This is a genomic window from Luteimonas sp. 100069, from assembly GCF_003813845.1.
GTDB classification, from domain to species: Bacteria; Pseudomonadota; Gammaproteobacteria; order Xanthomonadales; family Xanthomonadaceae; genus Luteimonas; species Luteimonas chenhongjianii.
Genome location: NZ_RPFN01000001.1, coordinates 521,325 through 541,050, shown reverse-complemented (window position 1 = coordinate 541,050; position 19,726 = coordinate 521,325). Strand labels below are relative to the sequence as shown.

Genomic DNA, 19,726 nt, shown 5'->3' with positions numbered 1-19,726 from the left:
GGGTGCGGGGATTTGCGTGACATTATAACATTCGCTCCTCGTTCTCCAGTGTACTCCAGCCATGCCCCACCGCTTCATGCCGCGCCGTTCACGCCTGGCCATCTCCGTGGCGCTGCTGCTGCCAGCCGCGACCACGCTCGCGCAGAACCAGAGCCAGACGCACGCCCACCCGACCACGCTCGAGCGGGTGGAGGTCACCGCCACGCCACTCGGTGGCGACGCCGAGGACCTGGCCCATCCGATCGAGGTGCTGCACGGGGATGCGCTCGAGGACCGCAAGGCCGGTAATCTGGGCGACACGCTGTCCTCGCTCCCGGGCGTGCAGAGCGGCTTCTTCGGTACCGGCGTGGGGCGGCCGATCATCCGCGGCCAGGAAGGCCCGCGGGTGCAGGTGCTCTCCGGCGGGATCGGCAGCATGGACGCCTCGACGGTCAGCGCCGACCACGCCGTCGGCATCGAGCCCTTCCTCGCCGACCAGATCGAGGTGCTCAAGGGCCCGGCCAACCTGCTCTACGGCAGCGGCGCGATCGGCGGCGCGGTGAACGTCGTCGACGGACGCATCGCGCGCGAAGTGCCCGATCGGCCCCTCAGCGGCCGCGCCGAGTTGCGCGCAGGCAGCGGCAGCGACGAGCGCAGCGGCATGTTCCGCCTCGACGGCGTCAGCGGGGACAACCTCGTGCTGCATGTCGACGGCCTGATCCGCAACACGGGCGATTTCGACATCCCGGGTTTCGCGCAGGTGCCGGACGGTCCCGACCATGGCCACGATGACGGACATGACCATGACCATGACCACGACCATGGGGACGGCGAGGAAGAGAACGCCTACGGCACCCTGCCCAACAGCTCGATCCGCACCCGCGCCGGCGCAGTCGGCGCGACCTGGTTCGGCGCGCGTGGCCACCTGGGCGTCGCGCTGAGCACCTACCGCACCAACTACGGACTGCCCGACGGTGCCCACGCCCACGCCGAAGGCGACGACGGACACGACCATGGCCATGGTCACGGGCACGACCACGGGCACGACCACGACGATGGGCATGGCCATGGCGAAGACGAGCACGGTCATGAAGACGGCCCGGTCCGCATCGATCTCGCGCAGAACCGCATCGATCTGAAGGGCGGCATCTACGATCCGCTGCCGTTCCTCAGGGCGTTGAACCTGCGCGCCGCCCACAACGACTACGAGCACGTCGAACTCGAAGGCGGCCTGGCTGCCACGCGCTTCACCAACAAGGGAACCGAGGCGCGCCTGGAAGCAGTGCAGAACACCTTCAACGGCTGGGACGGCGCCTTCGGCCTGCAGGTGGGCCATGTCGATTTCAGCGCGGTCGGCGAAGAAGCCTTCGTGCCGCCGAGCGTGACCGACACCCTGGGTCTGTTCGTCGTGCAGGAGAAGGACTTCGGCCCGGTGAAGCTCGAATTCGGCGGCCGCCACGAGCGTGTCGAGATCGATCCGGCCGCAGGCGAGGGGCGCAAGTTCGACGCGAGCAGCCTGTCGGGCGCGGCGATCTGGCATCTGTCGGAGACGTTCGACCTGCGCTTCGGTGCGGACATCTCCGAGCGCGCGCCGAGCAACGAAGAACTGTTCGCGGCCGGCCCGCACATCGCGACCCGTTCGATCGAGATCGGCGACGCCGACCTCGACACCGAGCGCGGCCAGCGCCTTGAAGTGGGCCTGCATGCACACACCGACCGCGTCGAGTTCAAGGCCGCGGTCTACCAGACGAAGTTCAAGCGTTACACCTACCTCGCCGACACCGGCGTGGCCGAAGACGGGTTGCCGGTGCGGCTGTGGACCCAGGGTGATGCGACCTTCCGCGGCGCGGAAGCCGAAGCGAAGTTCCACCTCGTCGAGTCGGAGGCCGGCGATTTCGACCTGCGGGTGTTCGGCGACATCGTGCGCGCGCAACTCGACGGCAGCGGCACGCGTCACGTGCATTTCGATGTGCCGCATGGCGACCACAGCCACCACCACCATGCCGACATCGCGATGGGCGGCAATCTCCCGCGGATCGCACCGTCGCGTTTTGGCGCCGACATCAACTGGACGCTCGGAGGCCTGCGGGCGCACGCCGGCGCGGTGCGCTACCAGAAGCAGGACCGCGTTGCGGCGCTGGAAGATCCGAGCCCCGGCTACACCCTGGTCAATGCCGGTATCGCCTGGCGGCTGGGAGAAGCCGACGGCACCCAGTGGGAACTGTTCCTCGACGGTCGCAACCTGACGGATCGCGAAGCCCGCCCGCACACCTCGCTGCTGCGCGATTTCGCGCCGCTGCCGGGGCGCATGGTCGCCGGCGGGGTCCGCGTGTTCTTCTGACCCGCGAACCCCCAGCGTTCCAGATCGCTCGCCCTTGACCTGTGTCGTCTCCGCCCCGCTCCGGCCTCCGGCAGCGGGGCTTTTTCATTTCGGTACGCGTCGTCGTCGGGGGCATGCCCCAGCGCGCACGCAGGCACGCGTACTGTCCCGCCACGGGCGTTGATGAGATTCGCGGCGATGCCAGACGATGGCCGACTGCCGCTCGGCATATGCACCGCCTGCTGCGCCGGAAGTCGGGTCAGGCGTTTGCGGCGTCCGCGCATTGCGCGCACAGGCCGTGCACTTCCAGGGTCTGCGCCTGCGGAACGAAGCCTAGCGCGCGAGCGCGGGCATCGAGCGCGCCGACGACCGCCTCGTCCTCGAGTTCGACCGCGCTGTGGCAGCGGTCGCAGATCAGGAACGGCACCGAGTGCTGGGCCGTGCTCGGGTGGTGGCAGGCCACGAATGCGTTGACCGACTGCAGCTTGTGGATGAAGCCGTTGGCCAGCAGGAAATCCAGCGCGCGATAGACCGTCGGCGGCGCCGCGGCGCCAGGGCCATCGCCCTCGCGCACCTGGTCCAGCAGGTCGTAGGCCTTCAGCGGCCGCCCCGCCCTTGCGATCAGGCCCAGCACATACGCCCGGATCGGCGTCAGCCGCAGCCCGCGTTCGCCGCAGGCACGCTCCACCGCGCCGATGAAACCGGCGGCGTCGTCGACGTGATGATGCGGATCGGTGCAGGGGTGGGCGTGCGTGGCCATGCATCCATGATGAGTGCGGGGCGGCGGGGACTCAAGCGCGCCTGAACGCCGACGAACACGCCCGCGAACCGGGGCGCCGTGTCCGCGGCGTCCGCAGCGTCCGGCGCGATCGATGGATCTCGCCGCGCGACCGCCTTTGCTCTCGTTCCTGGGCCGGGACGGCGATCGCGGTCCCGGCTCGCTGCCTCAGGCAGGCAAGGCCAGGGCGTCGACAGTGTCGAGGACGGCGCACCCCGGAAGGGCATGCGCGTCGCACCATGGACCAGCAAGCAGCGCCACTTTCAGGTCGGATCCGCCGGGGGCAGCATCGCGATCGCCGCGTCGATGCGCGCCAGCGCCTGATCGCGCCCGGCCAGATACACCGTGTGGCCGATGTCGGGGCTCACCTGCGTGCCGGTAATGGCCACGCGCAGCGGCTGCGCGACCTTGCCCATGCCCAGGCCCAGCGTCTCGACCGTCTCGCGGAATGCCGCGTCGATGGCCTCGACGTTCCAGGCCGGCAAGGCTGCGAAACGCGCGCGCACGTCCACCAGCGGCGCGCGGGATTCGGCCTTCAGGTGCTTGGCGACGGCCTTGTCGTCATAGGTCGTGAGCGGGCGGTACCAGACCGCCGCGCGTTCGGACATGTCCTTGAGCGTCTGCACGCGGTCACGCAGGGCCAGCACCACATCGGTCGGCGCCGGGCCGCTCGCCAGATCGTAGCCGTCCTTGCGCAGATGCCATTCCAGGTGCGCCGCGACTTCGGCCGGATCGTCGGATTTCAGGTACTGCTGGTTGAGCCAGCCGAGTTTCGCCATGTCCAGCCGCGCCGCCTTGGCGTTGACGTCCTTGAGGTCGAACAGCTGCTGCATCTCGGCAATGGAGAAGATCTCCTGGTCGCCATGCGACCAGCCCAGCCGCACCAGATAGTTGAGCAGGGCATGCGGCAGATAGCCGGCATCGCGGTACTGCATGACATCGGCGGCGCCGGTGCGCTTGGACAGCTTGGCGCCCTGCTCGTCGAGGATCATCGGAAGGTGCGAGAACGCCGGCACATCCGCGCCGAGCGCGCGGTAGATGTTGATCTGGCGCGGCGTGTTGTTCACATGGTCGTCGCCGCGCACGACATCGGTGATGCCCATGTCCAGATCGTCGACCACCACCGCGAAGTTGTAGGTGGCATAGCCGTCGGGTCGAAAGATCACCAGATCGTCGAGCTCGCTGTTGGCGATCTCGATGCGGCCCTTGACCTTGTCCTCCCAGGCCACCGTGCCCTCGAGCGGATTCTTCAGCCGGATCACGCGGTTGGGATCGTCGCGTTTGGCTTCGTTGCGATCGCGATAGGCGCCGTTGTAACGGGGCTTCTCGCCGGCGGCCATCGCCGCCTCGCGCATCGCATCGAGCTCGGCTTTCGACTCGTAGGCGTAGTAGGCCTTGCCGGCGGCGACCAGCTGCTCGGCGACCTCGGCATAGCGGTGCAACCGGTGGGTCTGGTAGATCGGGCCCTCGTCGTAGTCCAGGCCCAGCCAGTCCATCGCCTCGAGGATGGCGTCGATCGCCGCCTGGGTGCTGCGCGCGGCATCGGTGTCCTCGATGCGGAGCACGAACTGACCGCCGCGCCTGCGGGCCTCCAGCCAGCAGTACAGCGCGGTGCGTGCGCCGCCGATGTGCAGGTAACCGGTGGGGCTGGGGGCGAAACGGGTGCGGCAGGACATGCGCGAAGCTCGGTGCGGGAACAGTGCGCATTCTAACCGGCGCACCCGGTCGGCCCCGGCGGCCGGATTACAATGTCGCCATGACCACGCTTTTCATCTCCGACCTGCACCTGGATCCTGCGCGGCCGGAGATCACCGCCCTGTTCCTGGCGTTGCTGGACGGCGAGGCCCGCGAGGCCGACGCGCTGTACATCCTCGGCGACCTGTTCGAATCCTGGGTCGGGGACGACGATCCGTCGGAAGCCGGGGCCGCGGTCGCCCGGCACCTGGCCGCGCTGAAGGCCGCAGGCGTGCCGGTCGTCTTCATGCACGGCAACCGCGACTTCCTCGTCGGCCATGAGTACGCGCGCCGCGCCGGCATGACCCTGCTGCCGGACCCGGCGGTGATCGATCTCTACGGCCGCCCGGTGCTGCTAACCCATGGCGACCTGCTGTGCACGGGCGATGTCGAGTACCAGGCCGTGCGCACGCAGGTGCGCAACCCGCAATGGCAGGCGCAGATGCTCGCGCAACCGCTGCCGGTGCGCCTGGCCTTCGCCCAGCAGGCGCGCGACGCCAGCCAGGCCCGCGCGGCTGCACTGCGCGGCGCCGGCACGATGGAAAGCGTCACCGACGTCGCACCGGCCACGGTCTACGAGTGGTTCGTGCGTTACGGCATCGACACGATGATCCACGGCCACACCCACCGGCCGGCGATCCATACGCTGCGTGTCGGCGACCGGGACTGTCGGCGCATCGTGCTCGGCGACTGGTTCGAGCAGGGGTCGGTATTGCGGGCGCACGCCGACGGGCGGCTCGAACTGTCGGCGCTGTCTGAAGCCCGCTAGAAACTCCGCTGCCGGGCGGTCAGAAGGCCCGCAGGATGCGGCGCGGGCCCGGAGCGGTCGCTCCGCATCTGCGTCGACGGTGCATGCCCGCGCTCGCGCTGCCGCCGCGCCGTTCGCGCGCCTGCAGCATCGCGCTTTATCTACACGCACTTGGCAGCACCCCGACAAGCAGCTCCACGACGCGGCATGCCGTCGGTTTCAGGACGTTCTCAGGCCACGAGCATGGCACCCGCGGCGAAGCGCCAGACGCCCAGCAGTGCCATGGCGACCAGGGTGGCGAAGGTCAGCAGGGCGCCGCTGAAGCGCCCGAACGAGTAGCCGGCAGAACCACCGAGCCCGATCGCGTGCAGCACGCGCGCGAGCAGCAGGGCGATCCCGAACGCCCAGAGCAGTGGAATCGGCGTCGCCGCCAGTTCCAGCAGCGCCAGCATCAGCAGCCCCAGCGGCACGTATTCGCTGAAGTTGCCGTGCACGCGCACCTTGCGGGTCAGCACCGCGTCGCCGCCCGTGCCCAGGCCTATCGCGTGCGCCCTGCGGTGCAGGATCACGCGCAGCGTCAGCGCCAGATAGAGCAGCACGTGCAGCGATGCGATCAACAGGGAGATGCGCGGCGTCATGACGAGGCCTCCGCATGCAGCTCCCGCGCGATCAGCGTCGCGCTGGTACGGGTGGCCGAGAAGCGCCCGTCGTCGCCCCGCACCACCTGCGCGAGCGCGGTACCGGGATCATGGGTCAGGAACAGGCGCACCTCGCGCGCGGCCATGTCGGCGAGAAAGCCCTGCTTCTCGTCGATGATCAGTTCCGGGTAGCGGTCGTAGCCCATGGTGATCGGCACGTGCACCCAGGGCAGCCCGGGCACGAGATCGGCGCAGAACACCACCCCGCCGTGGGCCAGACCGTCGTCCTGCATGCGGGGGCCCAGGATCTCGGCCAGCATCATTCCAGGCGTATGCCCATCGCTGTGATGGAAGCGCACCGCATCGCCCAGCGACGGCGCGCGCGCGCCTTCGACGAACTCCAGCCGCCCCGTCGCCTCCAGCAGTTCACAGAGCCCGGGAATGAAGCTCGCGCGGTCGCGAGGATGCGGGCGCTGCGCCCGCAGCCAGTGCGGCGTCGAGAGCACGAAGGTCGCATTGGGGAACAGCAACTCGGGCGCCCGCCCTTCCTCCCACGGCGCCAGCAGGCCGCCGGCGTGGTCGAAGTGCAGGTGGCTGAGCACGACGACATCGATGTCGGTGTGCTCGAAACCGGCGGCGCGCAGCGAATCCAGCAGCACGTGCCGGTCTTCCTGCACGCCGAAGCGCTCGCGCAGCTTGGGCTCGAAGAACGCGCCGATGCCCGTCTCGAACAGCACGGTCTTGCCGTTGAGTGGTGTGGCCAGCAGCCCGCGCGTCGCCAGCGGAATACGGTTGAGATCGTCGGGCGTGGCCCACTTCGTCCACATCGCGCGCGGCGCGTTGCCGAACATCGAACCGCCGTCGAGCTTCTGCGAATTACCTTCGATCGACCACAGTTTCATGCGCCCCTCCCCGCCGGATCCTGCAGCGATTGTAGGCCGGGCATCAGCGCGCGACCGCCTCCACCTTCGCGGCGCCGACCGGATTGCGCGGGTCGCTGCCGCCACTGAGGCTGCCTTCGGCGCGGTTCCACTCGATCGTCTGCAGGTTGCCCCAGACATGGCTCGACCCGCGTCCACCCGCAGCGCGGTCACCCGGCAGATCGACGGCATGACCGAGAGCGCGCAGCTTCGCGGCGGTGTCGGCTGAGAACGTGTCGGACTCGGCCGAGATGCTGTCCGGCAGCCACTGGTGGTGGTAGCGCGGCAGCGCCGCGACCGCCTGCGCGCCGAGGCCGGCGTCGTAGCCGAGGATGCCCAGCAGCACCATCGTGATGATGCGGCTGCCGCCGGGCGTGCCGAGCACGGCCACCCGCTCGTCCGATTCGAGGAACGTCGGCGTCATCGAACTCAGCGGACGCTTGCCCGGCGCGGGCGCGTTGGCATCGAAACCCATCACGCCGAACGCGTTCGGCACGCCGGGCTGCAGCGCGAAATCGTCCATCTCGTTGTTGAGCAGCACGCCGGTGCCCGGCGCGACCAGGCCGCTGCCAAACAGCAGGTTCACCGTCTGCGTGACGGCCGCCCGGTTGCCGGCGGCGTCGACGATCGAGAAGTGCGTGGTCTCCTCGTCTTCCAGCGGTGTCGGCTTGCCCGACAACAGCTCGCTCGGCGTCGCCCTGTCGGGGTTGATCGTCGCGCGCAAGCCGGCGGCATAGTCGCGGCTGAGCAGGGTGCGCTGCGGAATGTCGACGAAATCGGGGTCGCCCAGATAGAAGGTGCGGTCGCGGAAGGCGCGGCGCATCGATTCGACCACCAGATGCGCACGCGCGGCATCGTCCATGGCCGGCAGATCATAGGGTTCGAGGATCTGCAGCATCTGCGCCATGGCGATGCCACCCGAAGACGGTGGCGGCGCGGTGGTCACGGTCCAGCCGCGGTACCGGAAGCGGATCGGCTCACGTTCGATCACCTTGTAGGCGGCGAGGTCCGCCGCGGTCCACTGACCACCCTCGGCATTCACACCGGCGACGAGCTTGTCGCCGGTCTCGCCGCGGTAGAAGCCGTCGAAACCGCGCTCGGCCAGCAGGCGCAGCGTCCGCGCCAGATCGGGCTGGCGGAACGTGTCGCCCTCCTGCGGGGCACGACCGTCGGCGAGGAACACCGCGCGGGTGCCGGGATAGCGTTCCATCACCGCGCGCCGCGACTGGTAACCGCGGGCGAATCGGCCATAGACCGGGAAGCCGTCCTCGGCGATGCGGATCGCCGGCGCCAGTGACTGCGACAGCGGCAGCGCGCCATAACGTTCGGCGACATGCACGAACGCGGCCGGAAGGCCCGGAATTCCCGCAGACCACGGGCCGTTCTCGGCCCGGTCGCGATCGAACTCGCCGTTCACGTCACGGTAGCGGTCGGCATGCGCGCTGGCCGGCGCGGTCTCGCGCGCGTCGATGAAGATGTCGCGGCCGGTCTTCGCATCGTGCAGCAGGAAGAAGCCGCCGCCGCCCAGCCCCGACGAGATCGGCTCGACCACCGACAGCACTGCGGACGTCGCGATCGCGGCATCGAAGGCGTTGCCGCCTTCGCGCATGATCTGCAGGCCGGCTTCGGTCGCCAGCGCATGCGCCGAGGCGACCGCATTGCCCGGCGGCGTCGCCGGAGCGACCGATGTGACCGGAGCGGGAACGTCCGGCGCGCGGACATCGCGCGCGCACGAGGGTGCGACCGCCAGCAGCAACAACGACAGCAGCAATGCCGGCATCCCGGCCAACGGAATACGGGCACGCGTCATGACGCCTCCTGCCGCAGGCGCGCCAGCTTGGCGAGCAACTGCACCTGGGTTTCGGGGATATCGGGATCGGGGTCGATGCATTCGACCGGGCAGACGACCACGCATTGCGGCTCGTCGAAATGGCCGACGCATTCGGTACAGCGCGCCGGATCGATCACGTAGATGGTCTCGCCCTGGGCGATGGCCTGGTTCGGGCAGGCGGGCTCGCAGACGTCGCAATTGACGCAGAGCTCGTTGATCTTCAGAGACATGCGCGCATTGTACGGGCCACCTGCGCAACTGGTGTTCCAGTTGTGGAACGCGCTCCGCCCCTGTTGTGGGCGCGGACACAAAAACGCCACCGTGCCTGGGCACGGTGGCGTTCTGGATCAAACGGCGGGCGCGAAGGCGGCCGCCGGGAGCGCGATCAGCCCGCGGTGTCGATGAACACGTATTCCGAACCGGTGGGCTCGACGACGGCCTTGACCCGGTCGCTGTCGGCCGCGTTGCCGATGAACAGCACGCGCACGCCGTTCATCGTGCCGGCGCCGACCTGGGCAAAGGACGCGACGACGAGATCGGCGGTACGGGCCGAATCCAGACCCGCGAAGATCAGCAGGTTGCCGCGGGTGATGCCGCGGGCAACGTCCTGCTGGGCCTTCTCGAGCAGGCGCTCGTAGGCGCCGTCTACCGGCGTCGACAGGGTCGGATCAGCGTCGGTGGTCGTGACGTCCGCAGGCGGGGCATCGGTCGCGGCCGCGGCCGGCGGCGGCACCAGATAGACATAGGGCGAGTTGTTGATGCCTTCCATGTGGCGGCCGGCCACATCGTTGAGATAGGCGTTCCAGGCGACCTTGTCTTCGGTGGTCGGCACCGCGACCGCCACGACTTCGACCTCCTGCGTTTCCTCCTTCTTGCCACAGGCGATCACCGGCAGGACCAGGCAGGCGATCAGCAGCGCACGGGTAATGGACTTCATGGGATTTCCCTCTTTCTGTAGCGTTTCAGGTGGGCAACGTCAGCGTTGCGTTTGTTTGCGCAAAGCGCGATCGACCGCGGCGGGCACGAAGCCCGACACGTCGCCGCCGAGGCGCGAGATCTCGCGCACCAGCGTGGAGGAGATGAAGCCGTACTGCTCGGCGGGCGTCAGGAACAGGGTCTCGACGTCGGGGATCAGATGGCGGTTCATGCTGGCGAGCTGGAACTCGTACTCGAAATCCGAAACCGCGCGCAGGCCGCGCAGCAGCACGCCGGCTCCGACCTCGTGCACGAAATGTGCGAGCAGCGAATCGAAGCCGAGGACCCGGATATTGGCGTGGTGCGCGAGCGCCTCGCGCGCAAGCTCCACCCGCTCGTCCATCGTCATCGCCGGCCGCTTGGCCGGACTTTCGGCCACGCCGATGATCAGCGTCTCGAACAACGGCGCGGCCCGGTCGACGAGGTCGACGTGGCCGTTGGTGATCGGATCGAAGGTCCCGGGATAGACGGCGATGCGGTTGCGGCTCGCACTCATGGCTTGCGTTCGCTGTCGGATTCGGGGGCGTCGGTGCGCGGGCCGCAAGTGTAGCAGCGCCGCCCGCGCGCATCAGCCGTCGCGCCGGTACAGCGCGCAGTGCGCCTCGCGGGTCTGCAGCTCGCGATGCAGGCGCCATGCGCCGCCGGGGAATGCCGGCTGCGCGCTGGACGATTCCACGTAGAGCCAGGCGTCGGCCGCCATCGCCGGTGCCAGCGCTTCGAGTGCGGGCCGCCACAGATCGGCGCCGAACGGCGGATCGACGAAGGCGAGGTCGACGGAGCCGGCAGGCAGGCCCGCTGCGATCTGCAGCGCGTCGCCGCGACGAACCGTGACCGCATCACCGCCGGGCAGCCGCGCCGCCGTGGCAGTGAGCGCTGCGGCAAGTCCCGCGTCGCGTTCGACCAGCAGGGCGTGCGCCGCGCCACGGGAGACCGCTTCCAGCCCCAGCGCGCCGGTACCGGCGAAGAGATCGAGTACCCGTGCGCCCGGCAACGCCGGCTGCAACCAGTTGAACAGGGTCTCGCGCACGCGGTCGGAGGTCGGGCGCAGGCCGACGACCGCGGGCACGTCCAGACGCGTGCCGCGCCAGCGTCCACCGACGATCCGCACGCTGCCCGGACCGGTGTTCCGGTCGGTGTTCGACGGCCGGTTGCGCGGCGTGTTCAAGCGGATGCGCCCACACGGGGCGGCTGAAAGGCGGGTGCTACCATGCGCGCCATTCTCCTCCATCCCCGTCCCGACCGCCGCATGGTCAGCTGGTTCAAGCGCGAAAAAACCCCGGATACGCCCGTCACCGACGGTGGCCGACGCCGCCTCAGTGCGGAAGAGATCGCTGCAGCGTTCGCGCCGCCCGCGGCTCCCGCGCCTGCGCCGCCGGTGCCGAAGCCGCCGGTCGCGGACCCGCCTCCGACATCACCGCCGGCAGGCGCCGATGAGGGCGTCGACGCACCGGTCGCCGATGCGCCGCAGCGCGAGGACGGGGTGGCTGCCGATGCACCCGCAGGCCTCACGCCGGCGGTCGAAACCACGCCGCCGCCTGCAGCGCCGGCTCCGCCGGCATTCGTCGATCCGGCAGCAGCGCTGGCCGACTATGTCTTCGCCAGCACGATGCCGGCCGCCGCGCCGGGCAAGTCCGGCTGGCGCGAGCGCCTCGGCGGCAGCACCCTTGCGCGCAGCTTCGGCGGTCTGTTCTCGCGCAACCCCAAGCTCGACGACGATCTGCTCGACGAGATCGAGACCGCGCTGCTGACCGCCGATGTCGGCGTCGCGGCGAGCACCGAACTCGTCGAATCGCTGCGCAAGCGCATGAAGGCGCGGGCGTTCGTCGATGCGAATGCATTGCTGCAGGCACTGCGCGCCGACCTCGTCGCCATGCTCAAGCCGGTTGCCAAGCCGCTCGAGATCGACACCTCGGCGCGGCCTTTCGTGATCCTGACCGTCGGGGTCAATGGCGTCGGCAAGACCACCACGATCGGCAAGCTCGCCAAGCGCTACAAGGACGAGGGCCACGGACTGATGCTGGCCGCAGGCGACACCTTCCGCGCGGCCGCCGTCGCCCAGCTCAAGGCCTGGGGCGAACGCAATGGCGTGAGCGTCGTCGCCCAGGGCCAGGACGCCGACCCGGCCGCGGTCGCCTTCGACGCGCTGCAGGCGGCGAAATCGCGCGGCACCGACGTGCTGATCGCCGACACCGCCGGCCGCCTGCATACCCAGCAGGGCCTGATGGCCGAACTCGGCAAGATCCGCCGGGTACTCGCCAAGATCGACGCCGGCGCGCCGCACGAAGTCCTGATGGTCATCGACGGCACGACCGGCCAGAACGCGCTGTCGCAACTGCGCCAGTTCAATGCGGCGGTCCAGGTCACCGGCCTGGTCGTCACCAAGCTCGACGGCACCGCCAAGGGCGGCGTGGTGTTCGCCCTGGCCCGCGAGTTCGGTATCCCGATCCGCTTCGCCGGTATCGGCGAGCGTCCCGAAGACCTGCGGGTATTCGACGCCGAAGCCTTCGTCGACGCGATGCTGCCGGAGACGCTGGGGGCGTGAGTGCCGCAGCGCCGGCGCCGGCCACTCCGGCGCCGCGGCGCCAGCGCTGGCTGCGCGTCCTCCTGGGGCTACTGCTGCTGTTGGTCGCGCTCGCGCTGCTGGTGCAGATCATGCTGCCGCCCGAGCGCGCACTGCGCCTGCTGCTGGCCCGCATGGAGCCGACCCTGGGCCTGCGGGTCGGCTTCGACGGCGATGTCGAATACCGGCTGCGCGGCACGCCGCAGCTGGTCGTGCGCAATGTCACGGTATTCGCTCCCGGCGACGACAGCGAGCCGATGCTGGTGGCCGAGCGGGCATTGCTGTCCCTGCCCTGGTCGACCATCCGCAGCCGCGGCGCGCAGTTCGATCTCACCCGCGTCGAACTCGACAGCCCGCGTCTGCACCTGCCCACGCTGCTGCGCTGGCTCGACGCTCGCCCACCGGGCGACGGCAAGGTGCCGACGATCAGCGACGGCGTGCACATTCGCGACGGACGCCTCGAGGGCGGCAGCTGGCATGTCGACGCGCTCACGCTCGATCTGCCTGCGCTGCATGCGGAGCGCGCGATCGACGCCCGGGTCTCGGGCACGGCCCACGCCGACACCCTGCAAGCCTTGTTCGGCCTGCGCGTACGCGCCGATCGCGCGGTCGATGCGCGCGCCTTGAACGCCCTCGGCAGCCTGACCCTGCTCCACCCCGCCGGGCGCCTCGACAGCATCCTGCAGCTGGATGCGGCGCGCAGCCTCGACCCCGCCAAACCCGGCCTCGTGCTGGCGCCGCTGCGCCTGGCGCTGGATGCCCGCTGGCAACCCGACGGTGAGGCCGATCCCCTGCCCTTCGTGCTCGGCCTGCATGGCGACCTGCATGCCGGCGGCGGTGGCGACACAGTGCGCCTGGCGCCACTGGGGATCGTGCTGCGCGGTGCCGGCGTGGTGCCCGAGGTGATTGCGGGCGGCCATGTCGCGCTCGGCGAGCTGCTCGACGTCGTCCTGGACGGCCGCCTGGAACGCTGGCCGGAGGCGTGGCCGGCGCTGCCTTCGCCGCTGTCGGACGATGTCGCGCCGCTGCCGTTCGCGTTGCGCTACGCCGGCCCGCGGGATGCGTCGGCGCCGGTCTCCCTGCGCCTGGAACATCCCCGTGCCGGCTTCGTCGGCCAGGTCGGCATCGCCGCGATGCTCGACTGGCTCGCCGCGCCGACGGGCGGCAGCCCGCTGCCGCCGCTGCAGGGTCGCCTCACCGCCGATCGCGTGGAGCTCGGTGGCGCCGTGCTCGAGGGCGTCGAGATCACGATCGACGACGGCAGCGGAAATCCCGCCCCATGAACGCGCACGCCGACTACGCGACCCGTCTGCTCGCCTGGTTCGACGTGCACGGCCGTCACGACCTGCCCTGGCAGCACCCGCGCACGCCCTACCGGGTGTGGCTGTCGGAAATCATGCTGCAGCAGACCCAGGTGCGGGTGGTGATTCCGTATTTCGAGCGCTTCGTCGCCGCGCTGCCCGATGTGCAGGCGCTGGCCAGCGCGCCACAGGACACCGTGCTCGCGCTGTGGTCCGGGCTCGGCTACTACGCGCGGGCGCGCAACCTGCACGCGGCCGCGCAGCGCTGCGTCGACATGCACGGCGGTGACCTGCCACGCGATCCCGTCGCCCTGCTGGAACTGCCGGGCATCGGCCGCAGCACCGCCGGCGCGATCCTGTCGCAGGCCTGGGGGGATCCGTTCGCGATCCTCGACGGCAACGTCAAGCGGGTGCTCGCGCGGCGCCACGCGGTCGAGGGTTGGCCTGGCCAGCCGAAGGTCGAGACACGGTTGTGGGCGATCGCCGAAGGCCTGCTGCCTGCGAACCGCCTTGCCGACTACACCCAGGCGCAGATGGATTTCGGCGCCACCCTGTGCACGCGGCACAACCCCGCCTGCCTGCTGTGTCCGGTCAACGCCGATTGCGCCGCGTTCCTCCAGGGCCGGGTCGACGAGCTGCCGACCCCGCGTCCTGCGAAGGCGCTGCCCGAACGGGAGGCCAGCGTGCTGCTGCTCGAGGACGGCCAGGGTCGCGTGCTGCTCGAAAAGCGCCCGCCGACGGGAGTCTGGGCATCGCTGTGGTCCTTGCCGCAGGCCGATGACGATGCACAGGCGCTGGACTGGCTGGCTGGGCAGTCACCGGGAATCGTTGATCCGGTGGATGTCGATTCGCCGCGTCGCCTGCAGCCGGTGCAGCACGGGTTCACCCATTTCCGTCTTCGCCTGCAGCCGCTGCACTGGTCCGGGCTCGCCGCGCGTCATCACGTGCGCGACAATGACCGACTGCGCTGGGTGGCCCGCGACGAACTCGCGACCCTCGGCATCCCCGCCCCGATCCGCACGCTGCTGCTCGCGCCGCGCGTCGCCCAGGAGGATTGAACATGAGCCGACGCGTCTTCTGCGTTCACGACCAGATCGAAACCGAGGGCCTGGATTTCATTCCCTGGCCGGGCGAACTCGGCAAGCAGGTGTTCGCGAGCATCGGCAAACCGGCCTGGGCGCGCTGGCTTGCGCACCAGACCATGCTGATCAACGAGAACCGGCTTTCGCCCCTCGATCCCAAGCATCGCGCCTTCCTCGAGGACCAGATGCGCAAGTACCTGTTCGAGCGCCAGACCGGCAGTGTCGCCGGTTACGTGCCCACATCCGACGGCTGATCCATCGCCGGCGCGTCGGTAGCGTTCTGCTTCTCCGCCGCACGGATCGCCTTGACGTCGAGCGGGCGGATCTCCCGGATCTGGCAGGGGATGTTGATCGACCCGAAACTGCGCACCAGCACCTTGTCGAAGCGCGCGCTGACGCGACTCATCGAACTCGTCAGGCCGATCGCGTTGGTGTAGGGCAGATCCGGGCAACTGCCCGACAGGTCCAGCAGCCAGGCCTCGCGGGGCCGCGTCCAGATCACCAGCGCACTGTCGCCGAGCGGCGTGAAGCCGTTGAGCGAGCCGTAGTAGCGGAAACTGCTGACCGGTGCGCCGGCATGGGCTTCATAGAGCGCGTACTTCTCGGCATCGCTCATGCGCGGCGTGGAGGCGCAGCCGGCGAGCATGGCGACGGCCAGCGCGGCCACGGCAAGGCCGGTATTGGAACGGGTAAAGCTGGTCATGGGAACTCCTGCGGCATAGGTGGCGGAGAACGCTTCAAGCATGCGCTCGGCACCGTAGGCCGCGGTGACGGCTACCAACGCAGGCCGGTCGCCGGTTGCCGGCCGGGCGGGTACGCTGTCGCGCCCGCCTGCGCAGGAATCCCGTCGCCATGTCGCCATCGTCTCCCGGACCCCGACAGGCCCTGATCTTCGCTGCGGGCCTGGGCGAGCGCATGCGGCCGTTGACCGACACCACGCCCAAACCGCTGCTGTTCGCGGGCGGCAAGCCGCTGATCGGCTGGCACCTGGAAAGGCTCGCCGCGGCCGGGGTACGCGACGTGGTGGTCAATGTCTCGTGGCTCGCCGAGGCCTTCGCTCCCACGCTCGGGGACGGCGGCCATTGGGGCCTGCGGCTGCATTACTCGAACGAGGGCGCGCCGCCACTGGAGACCGGCGGCGGCATGCTGCATGCCCTGCGCCTGCTCGACGATGCGCCGTTCATCGCGATCAACGGTGACATCTGGAGCGACTTCGACCTCGGACGCCTGCCCGCCGAACCCGACGGAGATGCGCATCTGGTGCTGGTCGACAATCCCGGGCACAACCCCGCCGGCGACTTCGCGCTCGAGGGAGGACGGGTGCGCAGCGAAGGTCCATCCCGCCTCACGTTCTCCGGTATCGGCGTCTATCGCCCGGCGCTGCTGCGCCACTGGCGCGCAACCATCGGGGACGCACCCGGTGCCGATGCCACGCCACCGCGCTTCAGGCTTGCGCCGCTGCTGCGCGCGTCGATGGCGCACGGTGGCGTCGGCGGCGAACACCATCCCGGACGCTGGACCGATGTCGGCACCCCGGAGCGGCTCGCGCAGCTGGACGAGGCACTGGCTACCGCGCCGGACTGACGGGGCGGGAAGTTACGGCGACGGGGCTGCAGCCGCCCATCGGCGTGACGGGCCCGACGCCGCGCCTGCCGCGCAGGTCGCCAATCCCGACATCGAACTGGGCATCACCACGCTCGATGCCGACCGCTGGGGCGGGCATTCCGCCATCCCCCGGCTGGCGCCTGATCAGTCCTTCGCCAGCACCTGCCGCACGAAGGGCACGGTCAAGCGCCGCTGCGAGGCGAGCGAGGCGTGGTCGAGACGGTCGAGCAGCGCGGTCAGCGCGAGCAGGTCGCGGTCCACACGCCGCAGCAGCCAGTCGATCGTCGCCGCGTCGACCTGCAGCCCGCGGCGCTCGGCGCGCAGCCGCAGCAGATCGTGCCGCCCCGCGTCGTCGAGCGCCGGCAGCGGCACACGTACGCACTGGCCGAGCCGCGAGCGCAGGTCGGGCAGGCCGATGTCGAGCTGATCGGGCGCGGCCGGGGCGGTGTAGAACACGGCGCGGCCGGCGTCGTGCAGGCGATTGTGCAGGTCGAACAGCGCGACTTCCGCATCGCGGTCGCCGACGATGGCTTCGACATCGTCGATCGCGACCAGATCGTGCCCATCCAGCCCCTCCGCGGCATCGCGCAGGCGCCCGGCAATGCCGCGCAGCGGCAGGTACACCGCGCGCCGACCAAGCTTGTCGGCTTCGGCGCACAGGGCGATCGCCAGATGGGTCTTGCCGGTACCGGACGCGCCCTCGACGAACAGCCCGCGCCGCACGCCGGCCAGCGCGAAATCGCGCAGCTGCGGCAGCAGCGCCGGATCGGGAGAGACGAAGGTTTCCAGCCGCTGGTCCGGCGGATACCGGAGGGCCAGCGGCAGCTGGGGAGACGATGTGCTCATGCCGGACTCAGGCCTGCCCCTGACCCGGACCGTCGACCGCGACGATCACCACGCGCGGCGCGCCCGCGCCGGCGATCTCGATCTCCGGCCCGTCGCCGGCGTAGAGACGGCTGTGGGTATAGCGCTCGTGTGCGTAGCGCAGCATGACGTTGGCGACCGCGGCCACAGGCAGCGCCAGCAGCATGCCCAGGAAGCCGAACAGCTGTCCGCCGGCAAGCACCGCGAAGATCACCGCGACCGGATGCAGGCCGATGCGGTCACCGACCAGGCGCGGGGTGAGCACATAGCTTTCGACCAGCTGGCCGATCGTGAACACCACGCCGATCAGGATCAGCAGCTGCCAGTCGAAGCCCTGCGCCTGCACGATCGCCGCGATCAGGGCCAGCGCGATCCCGACCGTCGCGCCCAGATACGGAATGAAGCTGATCAGTCCGGCGATCATGCCGATCAGCAGGCCCAGCCGCAGGCCGACCAGCGACATGCCCACCGCATAGATCGCACCCTGCCCCAGCATCACGAGGAACTGTCCGCGCAGGAAGCCGCCCAGCGATTCGCTGGTCTCGTGTGCGAGACGGGTCGCGGTGTCGATGTGATCGCGTGGAATCAGGGCCGCGACGCGCTCGACCAGCAGATCCCAGTCGCGCATGAAATAGAACGCGAGGATCGGCACCAGCACCAGGTTGAGGACCAGCGCGAGGATCGCGAATCCCGAGCGCGACACATAGGCCAGCACCGTCGCCGCGATCCCGCCGGCCTGTTGCCAGTGGCTGCGGATCAGCTCGATCAGCCGGTCGGGATCGAGCCACGAGACGACTGCGTAACCGGTGCGCTGCTCGATCCACGGCAACGCGGTGCCGAGCACCCAGTCGCGGTAGCCCGGCAGGCTGTCGATCAGGGTCACGATCTGACGCTCGACCATCGGTACCAGGATGATCAGCACCAGGGCCAGCACCAGGGTCATCAACAGGAACACCAGTGTGACCGCGACCGCGCGAGACCGTCCGCGGCGCTCGATCCGGTCGACCAGCGGGTCGCCAAGCCAGCCGAGCAGCAACGCGAGCACGAACGGGGTCAGGATCGGTCCGAGCAGCCAGATCACCCAGCCGGCGGCAAGGAACACCAGCCCCCATTGCAGACGCTTGAGGAAACGCGCGATGTCGGCGTTGGCGGATTCGGCGGTCGGAATCATGGACGGTTCCGCCGGGTCAGCGCAGATGGAACACGGGGGGCTCGCCGTCGATGGTGCCGTCGGCTTCGACGAGGACGTTGCTGTCGGCCATGTGCCGGAAACCGGTCAGGCCGGTCAGCAGATCCAGTTGCAGTTCCAGGCCCATCGGGGTCGCCCGCACCGGGCGGATGCCGCGCACGACCGACATGCGCTGCAGCAACGAGGACAGACGGATGTAGTCGGCGCTGCTGTTGATGCCGGAGAAGACGATGGACTCGGTCGACGGCGCGCCGGCCGGGCTGCTGCGCGCATAGCGCTTGGTCAGGGCATCGGCGGCGCCGTCCGCACCGGTGGCCAGCGTGCGGCGGGCGTCGTCGCCGGTCTCGCTCCAGCGCGCGAGCACGCGGCCGTTGTCGACGAAGATCCAGTCGGCCTTCCAGCCGCCGCCTTCGCCATTGCGATAGAGCTTGCCGATCAGCTGCATCGGCGGGTTGTAGCGGGCGGAGATACGCGCGATGGCGGCGGTGTCGCCGCGCCATATCGCACCCACCGCGGCCTGTTCGGCGGCATTGCCCGTCGGCAATCCGAGGCGATATCCACGCTCGATCGCACGCTGCAGCGCGGGTCGGGCGACGTTGTTCTGCTGCAGGGCGACCAGGCGCGGGCCCGAGCCGTCATCGATCGCCAGCCACATCACCGGCTTGGGGCGCGGGTCCGGCCACACCGGGAGGCCGAGCGCCGCGGCAACGCCATCGACATCGTCCTGGCGGAAGCGCACGACGAGGGTGGTGGTGAAAGTCGGCGAGCCGCGCGACGAGACACCTTCGTCCTGGCGGTAGTCGTAGCCCTCGACGTACTGGCCGGCGCGGCGCAGTTCCTGCGCGACGCCCGGACGCTGCGCCGCATTGCGGTCGCCAGAGAGCTTGCCGAGCACCTGCGCCAGGCCACGCGCGAACCCGGCCTCGCGTTCGCTCTCGCTCTGGCTGCGCACCGGGATTTCCGCCGCATACAGGCCGATCGCCGCGGCGCGGTCGCCTTCCATGCGCTGGGCGAACACCGCGCCAGATGCCATGGAGAGGCCGAGCAGCGCCGCCAGCAGCCATGTCGACATTCTCAACAAACGCTTCGGGCAGTGCATCCGGTGGGTCCTGGATCGGGGCGGAATCGAGGCGCGATGGTGCCACAAACCGCGCAGAGGGTCCGTGGCGCCCGCGCGGCAGGAAACCGCGACTGTGGCGCGG

19 protein-coding genes and 1 pseudogene are annotated in these 19,726 nt (G+C 69.9%); 7 read left to right on the top strand and 13 right to left on the bottom strand.

Going from position 1 to position 19,726, the window contains the following annotated elements:
• The first annotated feature begins 61 nt into the window (after window positions 1-61).
• Window positions 62-2,320, top strand: coding sequence for a TonB-dependent receptor (locus tag EGK76_RS02410; RefSeq protein WP_123831530.1), 2,259 nt, complete (start codon window positions 62-64; stop codon window positions 2,318-2,320).
• A 238-nt stretch (window positions 2,321-2,558) separates the two neighbouring features.
• On the opposite strand, the gene EGK76_RS02405 is transcribed toward EGK76_RS02410, so the two are convergent.
• Both EGK76_RS02405 and gltX read right to left on the bottom strand, forming a co-directional pair.
• Window positions 2,559-3,059, bottom strand: coding sequence for a transcriptional repressor (locus EGK76_RS02405; RefSeq protein WP_123831529.1), 501 nt, complete (start codon window positions 3,057-3,059; stop codon window positions 2,559-2,561).
• 281 nt (window positions 3,060-3,340) lie between these two features.
• A complete protein-coding gene (gltX, locus tag EGK76_RS02400) occupies window positions 3,341-4,753 on the bottom strand; it encodes a glutamate--tRNA ligase (protein ID WP_123831528.1) in 1,413 nt (470 codons plus the stop codon).
• A gap of 80 nt (window positions 4,754-4,833) precedes the next feature.
• Between gltX and lpxH the strand changes: the two genes are divergently transcribed.
• Entirely contained in the window at window positions 4,834-5,580 is a 747-nt protein-coding gene (lpxH, locus tag EGK76_RS02395) for a UDP-2,3-diacylglucosamine diphosphatase (protein WP_096299467.1), read from the top strand.
• A 209-nt stretch (window positions 5,581-5,789) separates the two neighbouring features.
• Here the strand turns inward: lpxH and EGK76_RS02390 are convergent, their stop codons facing one another.
• The 7 genes from EGK76_RS02390 to rsmD form a co-directional block, all read right to left on the bottom strand.
• Complete coding sequence (locus EGK76_RS02390; protein WP_096299469.1) at window positions 5,790-6,197, bottom strand: MAPEG family protein; 408 nt, start codon at window positions 6,195-6,197, stop codon at window positions 5,790-5,792.
• Window positions 6,194-7,099: an MBL fold metallo-hydrolase gene (locus EGK76_RS02385; RefSeq protein WP_123831527.1), complete on the bottom strand. Its 906-nt coding sequence runs from the start codon at window positions 7,097-7,099 to the stop codon at window positions 6,194-6,196. The genes EGK76_RS02390 and EGK76_RS02385 overlap by 4 nt, the downstream gene beginning before the upstream one ends.
• A 43-nt stretch (window positions 7,100-7,142) precedes the next feature.
• Window positions 7,143-8,927, bottom strand: a complete 1,785-nt coding sequence (gene ggt, locus EGK76_RS02380) for a gamma-glutamyltransferase (protein WP_199730835.1) — start codon at window positions 8,925-8,927, stop codon at window positions 7,143-7,145.
• Complete coding sequence (locus tag EGK76_RS02375) at window positions 8,924-9,178, bottom strand: YfhL family 4Fe-4S dicluster ferredoxin (protein ID WP_096299475.1); 255 nt, start codon at window positions 9,176-9,178, stop codon at window positions 8,924-8,926. Before EGK76_RS02375 ends, ggt begins: the two co-directional genes overlap by 4 nt.
• A gap of 155 nt (window positions 9,179-9,333) precedes the next feature.
• Entirely contained in the window at window positions 9,334-9,885 is a 552-nt protein-coding gene (locus tag EGK76_RS02370; protein WP_096299477.1) for a hypothetical protein, read from the bottom strand.
• 39 nt (window positions 9,886-9,924) lie between these two features.
• Window positions 9,925-10,419, bottom strand: a complete 495-nt coding sequence (coaD, locus tag EGK76_RS02365; protein ID WP_123831526.1) for a pantetheine-phosphate adenylyltransferase — start codon at window positions 10,417-10,419, stop codon at window positions 9,925-9,927.
• Window positions 10,420-10,491: 72 nt separating this feature from the next.
• On the bottom strand, window positions 10,492-11,088 hold the full coding sequence (rsmD, locus tag EGK76_RS02360) for a 16S rRNA (guanine(966)-N(2))-methyltransferase RsmD (RefSeq protein ID WP_233580134.1): 597 nt from the start codon (window positions 11,086-11,088) through the stop codon (window positions 10,492-10,494).
• Window positions 11,089-11,169: 81 nt separating this feature from the next.
• Here rsmD and ftsY point away from each other — a divergent pair, with 81 nt between their 5' ends.
• The 4 genes from ftsY to EGK76_RS02340 are packed head-to-tail and all read left to right on the top strand — an operon-like array spanning window position 11,170 to window position 15,120.
• Window positions 11,170-12,465, top strand: coding sequence for a signal recognition particle-docking protein FtsY (ftsY, locus tag EGK76_RS02355; protein ID WP_123832038.1), 1,296 nt, complete (start codon window positions 11,170-11,172; stop codon window positions 12,463-12,465).
• Entirely contained in the window at window positions 12,462-13,766 is a 1,305-nt protein-coding gene (locus EGK76_RS02350; protein ID WP_123831524.1) for a hypothetical protein, read from the top strand. The genes ftsY and EGK76_RS02350 overlap by 4 nt, the downstream gene beginning before the upstream one ends.
• The gene (mutY, locus tag EGK76_RS02345; protein WP_123831523.1) at window positions 13,763-14,842 is read left to right on the top strand and encodes an A/G-specific adenine glycosylase; all 1,080 of its coding nucleotides are present in this window, start codon (window positions 13,763-13,765) and stop codon (window positions 14,840-14,842) included. The genes EGK76_RS02350 and mutY overlap by 4 nt, the downstream gene beginning before the upstream one ends.
• Window positions 14,843-14,844: 2 nt before the next feature.
• Window positions 14,845-15,120, top strand: a complete 276-nt coding sequence (locus EGK76_RS02340; RefSeq protein WP_096299489.1) for an oxidative damage protection protein — start codon at window positions 14,845-14,847, stop codon at window positions 15,118-15,120.
• Here EGK76_RS02340 and EGK76_RS02335 read toward each other — a convergent pair.
• Window positions 15,096-15,569 (bottom strand): DUF6491 family protein, encoded by a 474-nt coding sequence (locus EGK76_RS02335; protein WP_096299490.1) that lies wholly within the window; start codon window positions 15,567-15,569, stop codon window positions 15,096-15,098. The genes EGK76_RS02340 and EGK76_RS02335 overlap by 25 nt on opposite strands.
• 149 nt (window positions 15,570-15,718) lie before the next feature.
• Here EGK76_RS02335 and murU point away from each other — a divergent pair, with 149 nt between their 5' ends.
• Window positions 15,719-16,450, top strand: a complete 732-nt coding sequence (murU, locus tag EGK76_RS02330; protein WP_123831522.1) for an N-acetylmuramate alpha-1-phosphate uridylyltransferase MurU — start codon at window positions 15,719-15,721, stop codon at window positions 16,448-16,450.
• A 165-nt stretch (window positions 16,451-16,615) separates the two neighbouring features.
• On the opposite strand, the gene hda is transcribed toward murU, so the two are convergent.
• The 3 genes and pseudogenes from hda to EGK76_RS02315 all read right to left on the bottom strand — a co-directional run bounded on the left by hda (window position 16,616) and on the right by EGK76_RS02315 (window position 19,596).
• Window positions 16,616-17,317: a DnaA regulatory inactivator Hda gene (gene hda, locus EGK76_RS02325; protein WP_096299494.1), complete on the bottom strand. Its 702-nt coding sequence runs from the start codon at window positions 17,315-17,317 to the stop codon at window positions 16,616-16,618.
• Window positions 17,318-17,408: 91 nt separating this feature from the next.
• Window positions 17,409-18,506 (bottom strand): annotated as a pseudogene (locus EGK76_RS02320) (AI-2E family transporter); the annotation flags it as partial.
• A gap of 16 nt (window positions 18,507-18,522) precedes the next feature.
• Window positions 18,523-19,596: a DUF2066 domain-containing protein gene (locus EGK76_RS02315; protein WP_123831520.1), complete on the bottom strand. Its 1,074-nt coding sequence runs from the start codon at window positions 19,594-19,596 to the stop codon at window positions 18,523-18,525.
• Window positions 19,597-19,726: the final 130 nt, after the last annotated feature.

Bases quoted from the DNA above. Each gene is read 5' to 3' on its own strand.
- EGK76_RS02410 (WP_123831530.1), top strand. From the start codon at position 62: ATGCCCCACCGCTTCATGCCGCGCCGTTCACGCCTGGCCATCTCCGTG.
- EGK76_RS02405 (WP_123831529.1), bottom strand. From the start codon at position 3,059: ATGGCCACGCACGCCCACCCCTGCACCGATCCGCATCATCACGTCGAC.
- gltX (WP_123831528.1), bottom strand. From the start codon at position 4,753: ATGTCCTGCCGCACCCGTTTCGCCCCCAGCCCCACCGGTTACCTGCAC.
- lpxH (WP_096299467.1), top strand. From the start codon at position 4,834: ATGACCACGCTTTTCATCTCCGACCTGCACCTGGATCCTGCGCGGCCG.
- EGK76_RS02390 (WP_096299469.1), bottom strand. From the start codon at position 6,197: ATGACGCCGCGCATCTCCCTGTTGATCGCATCGCTGCACGTGCTGCTC.
- EGK76_RS02385 (WP_123831527.1), bottom strand. From the start codon at position 7,099: ATGAAACTGTGGTCGATCGAAGGTAATTCGCAGAAGCTCGACGGCGGT.
- ggt (WP_199730835.1), bottom strand. From the start codon at position 8,927: ATGACGCGTGCCCGTATTCCGTTGGCCGGGATGCCGGCATTGCTGCTG.
- EGK76_RS02375 (WP_096299475.1), bottom strand. From the start codon at position 9,178: ATGTCTCTGAAGATCAACGAGCTCTGCGTCAATTGCGACGTCTGCGAG.
- EGK76_RS02370 (WP_096299477.1), bottom strand. From the start codon at position 9,885: ATGAAGTCCATTACCCGTGCGCTGCTGATCGCCTGCCTGGTCCTGCCG.
- coaD (WP_123831526.1), bottom strand. From the start codon at position 10,419: ATGAGTGCGAGCCGCAACCGCATCGCCGTCTATCCCGGGACCTTCGAT.
- ftsY (WP_123832038.1), top strand. From the start codon at position 11,170: ATGGTCAGCTGGTTCAAGCGCGAAAAAACCCCGGATACGCCCGTCACC.
- mutY (WP_123831523.1), top strand. From the start codon at position 13,763: ATGAACGCGCACGCCGACTACGCGACCCGTCTGCTCGCCTGGTTCGAC.
- EGK76_RS02340 (WP_096299489.1), top strand. From the start codon at position 14,845: ATGAGCCGACGCGTCTTCTGCGTTCACGACCAGATCGAAACCGAGGGC.
- EGK76_RS02335 (WP_096299490.1), bottom strand. From the start codon at position 15,569: ATGACCAGCTTTACCCGTTCCAATACCGGCCTTGCCGTGGCCGCGCTG.
- murU (WP_123831522.1), top strand. From the start codon at position 15,719: ATGTCGCCATCGTCTCCCGGACCCCGACAGGCCCTGATCTTCGCTGCG.
- hda (WP_096299494.1), bottom strand. From the start codon at position 17,317: ATGAGCACATCGTCTCCCCAGCTGCCGCTGGCCCTCCGGTATCCGCCG.
- EGK76_RS02315 (WP_123831520.1), bottom strand. From the start codon at position 19,596: ATGTCGACATGGCTGCTGGCGGCGCTGCTCGGCCTCTCCATGGCATCT.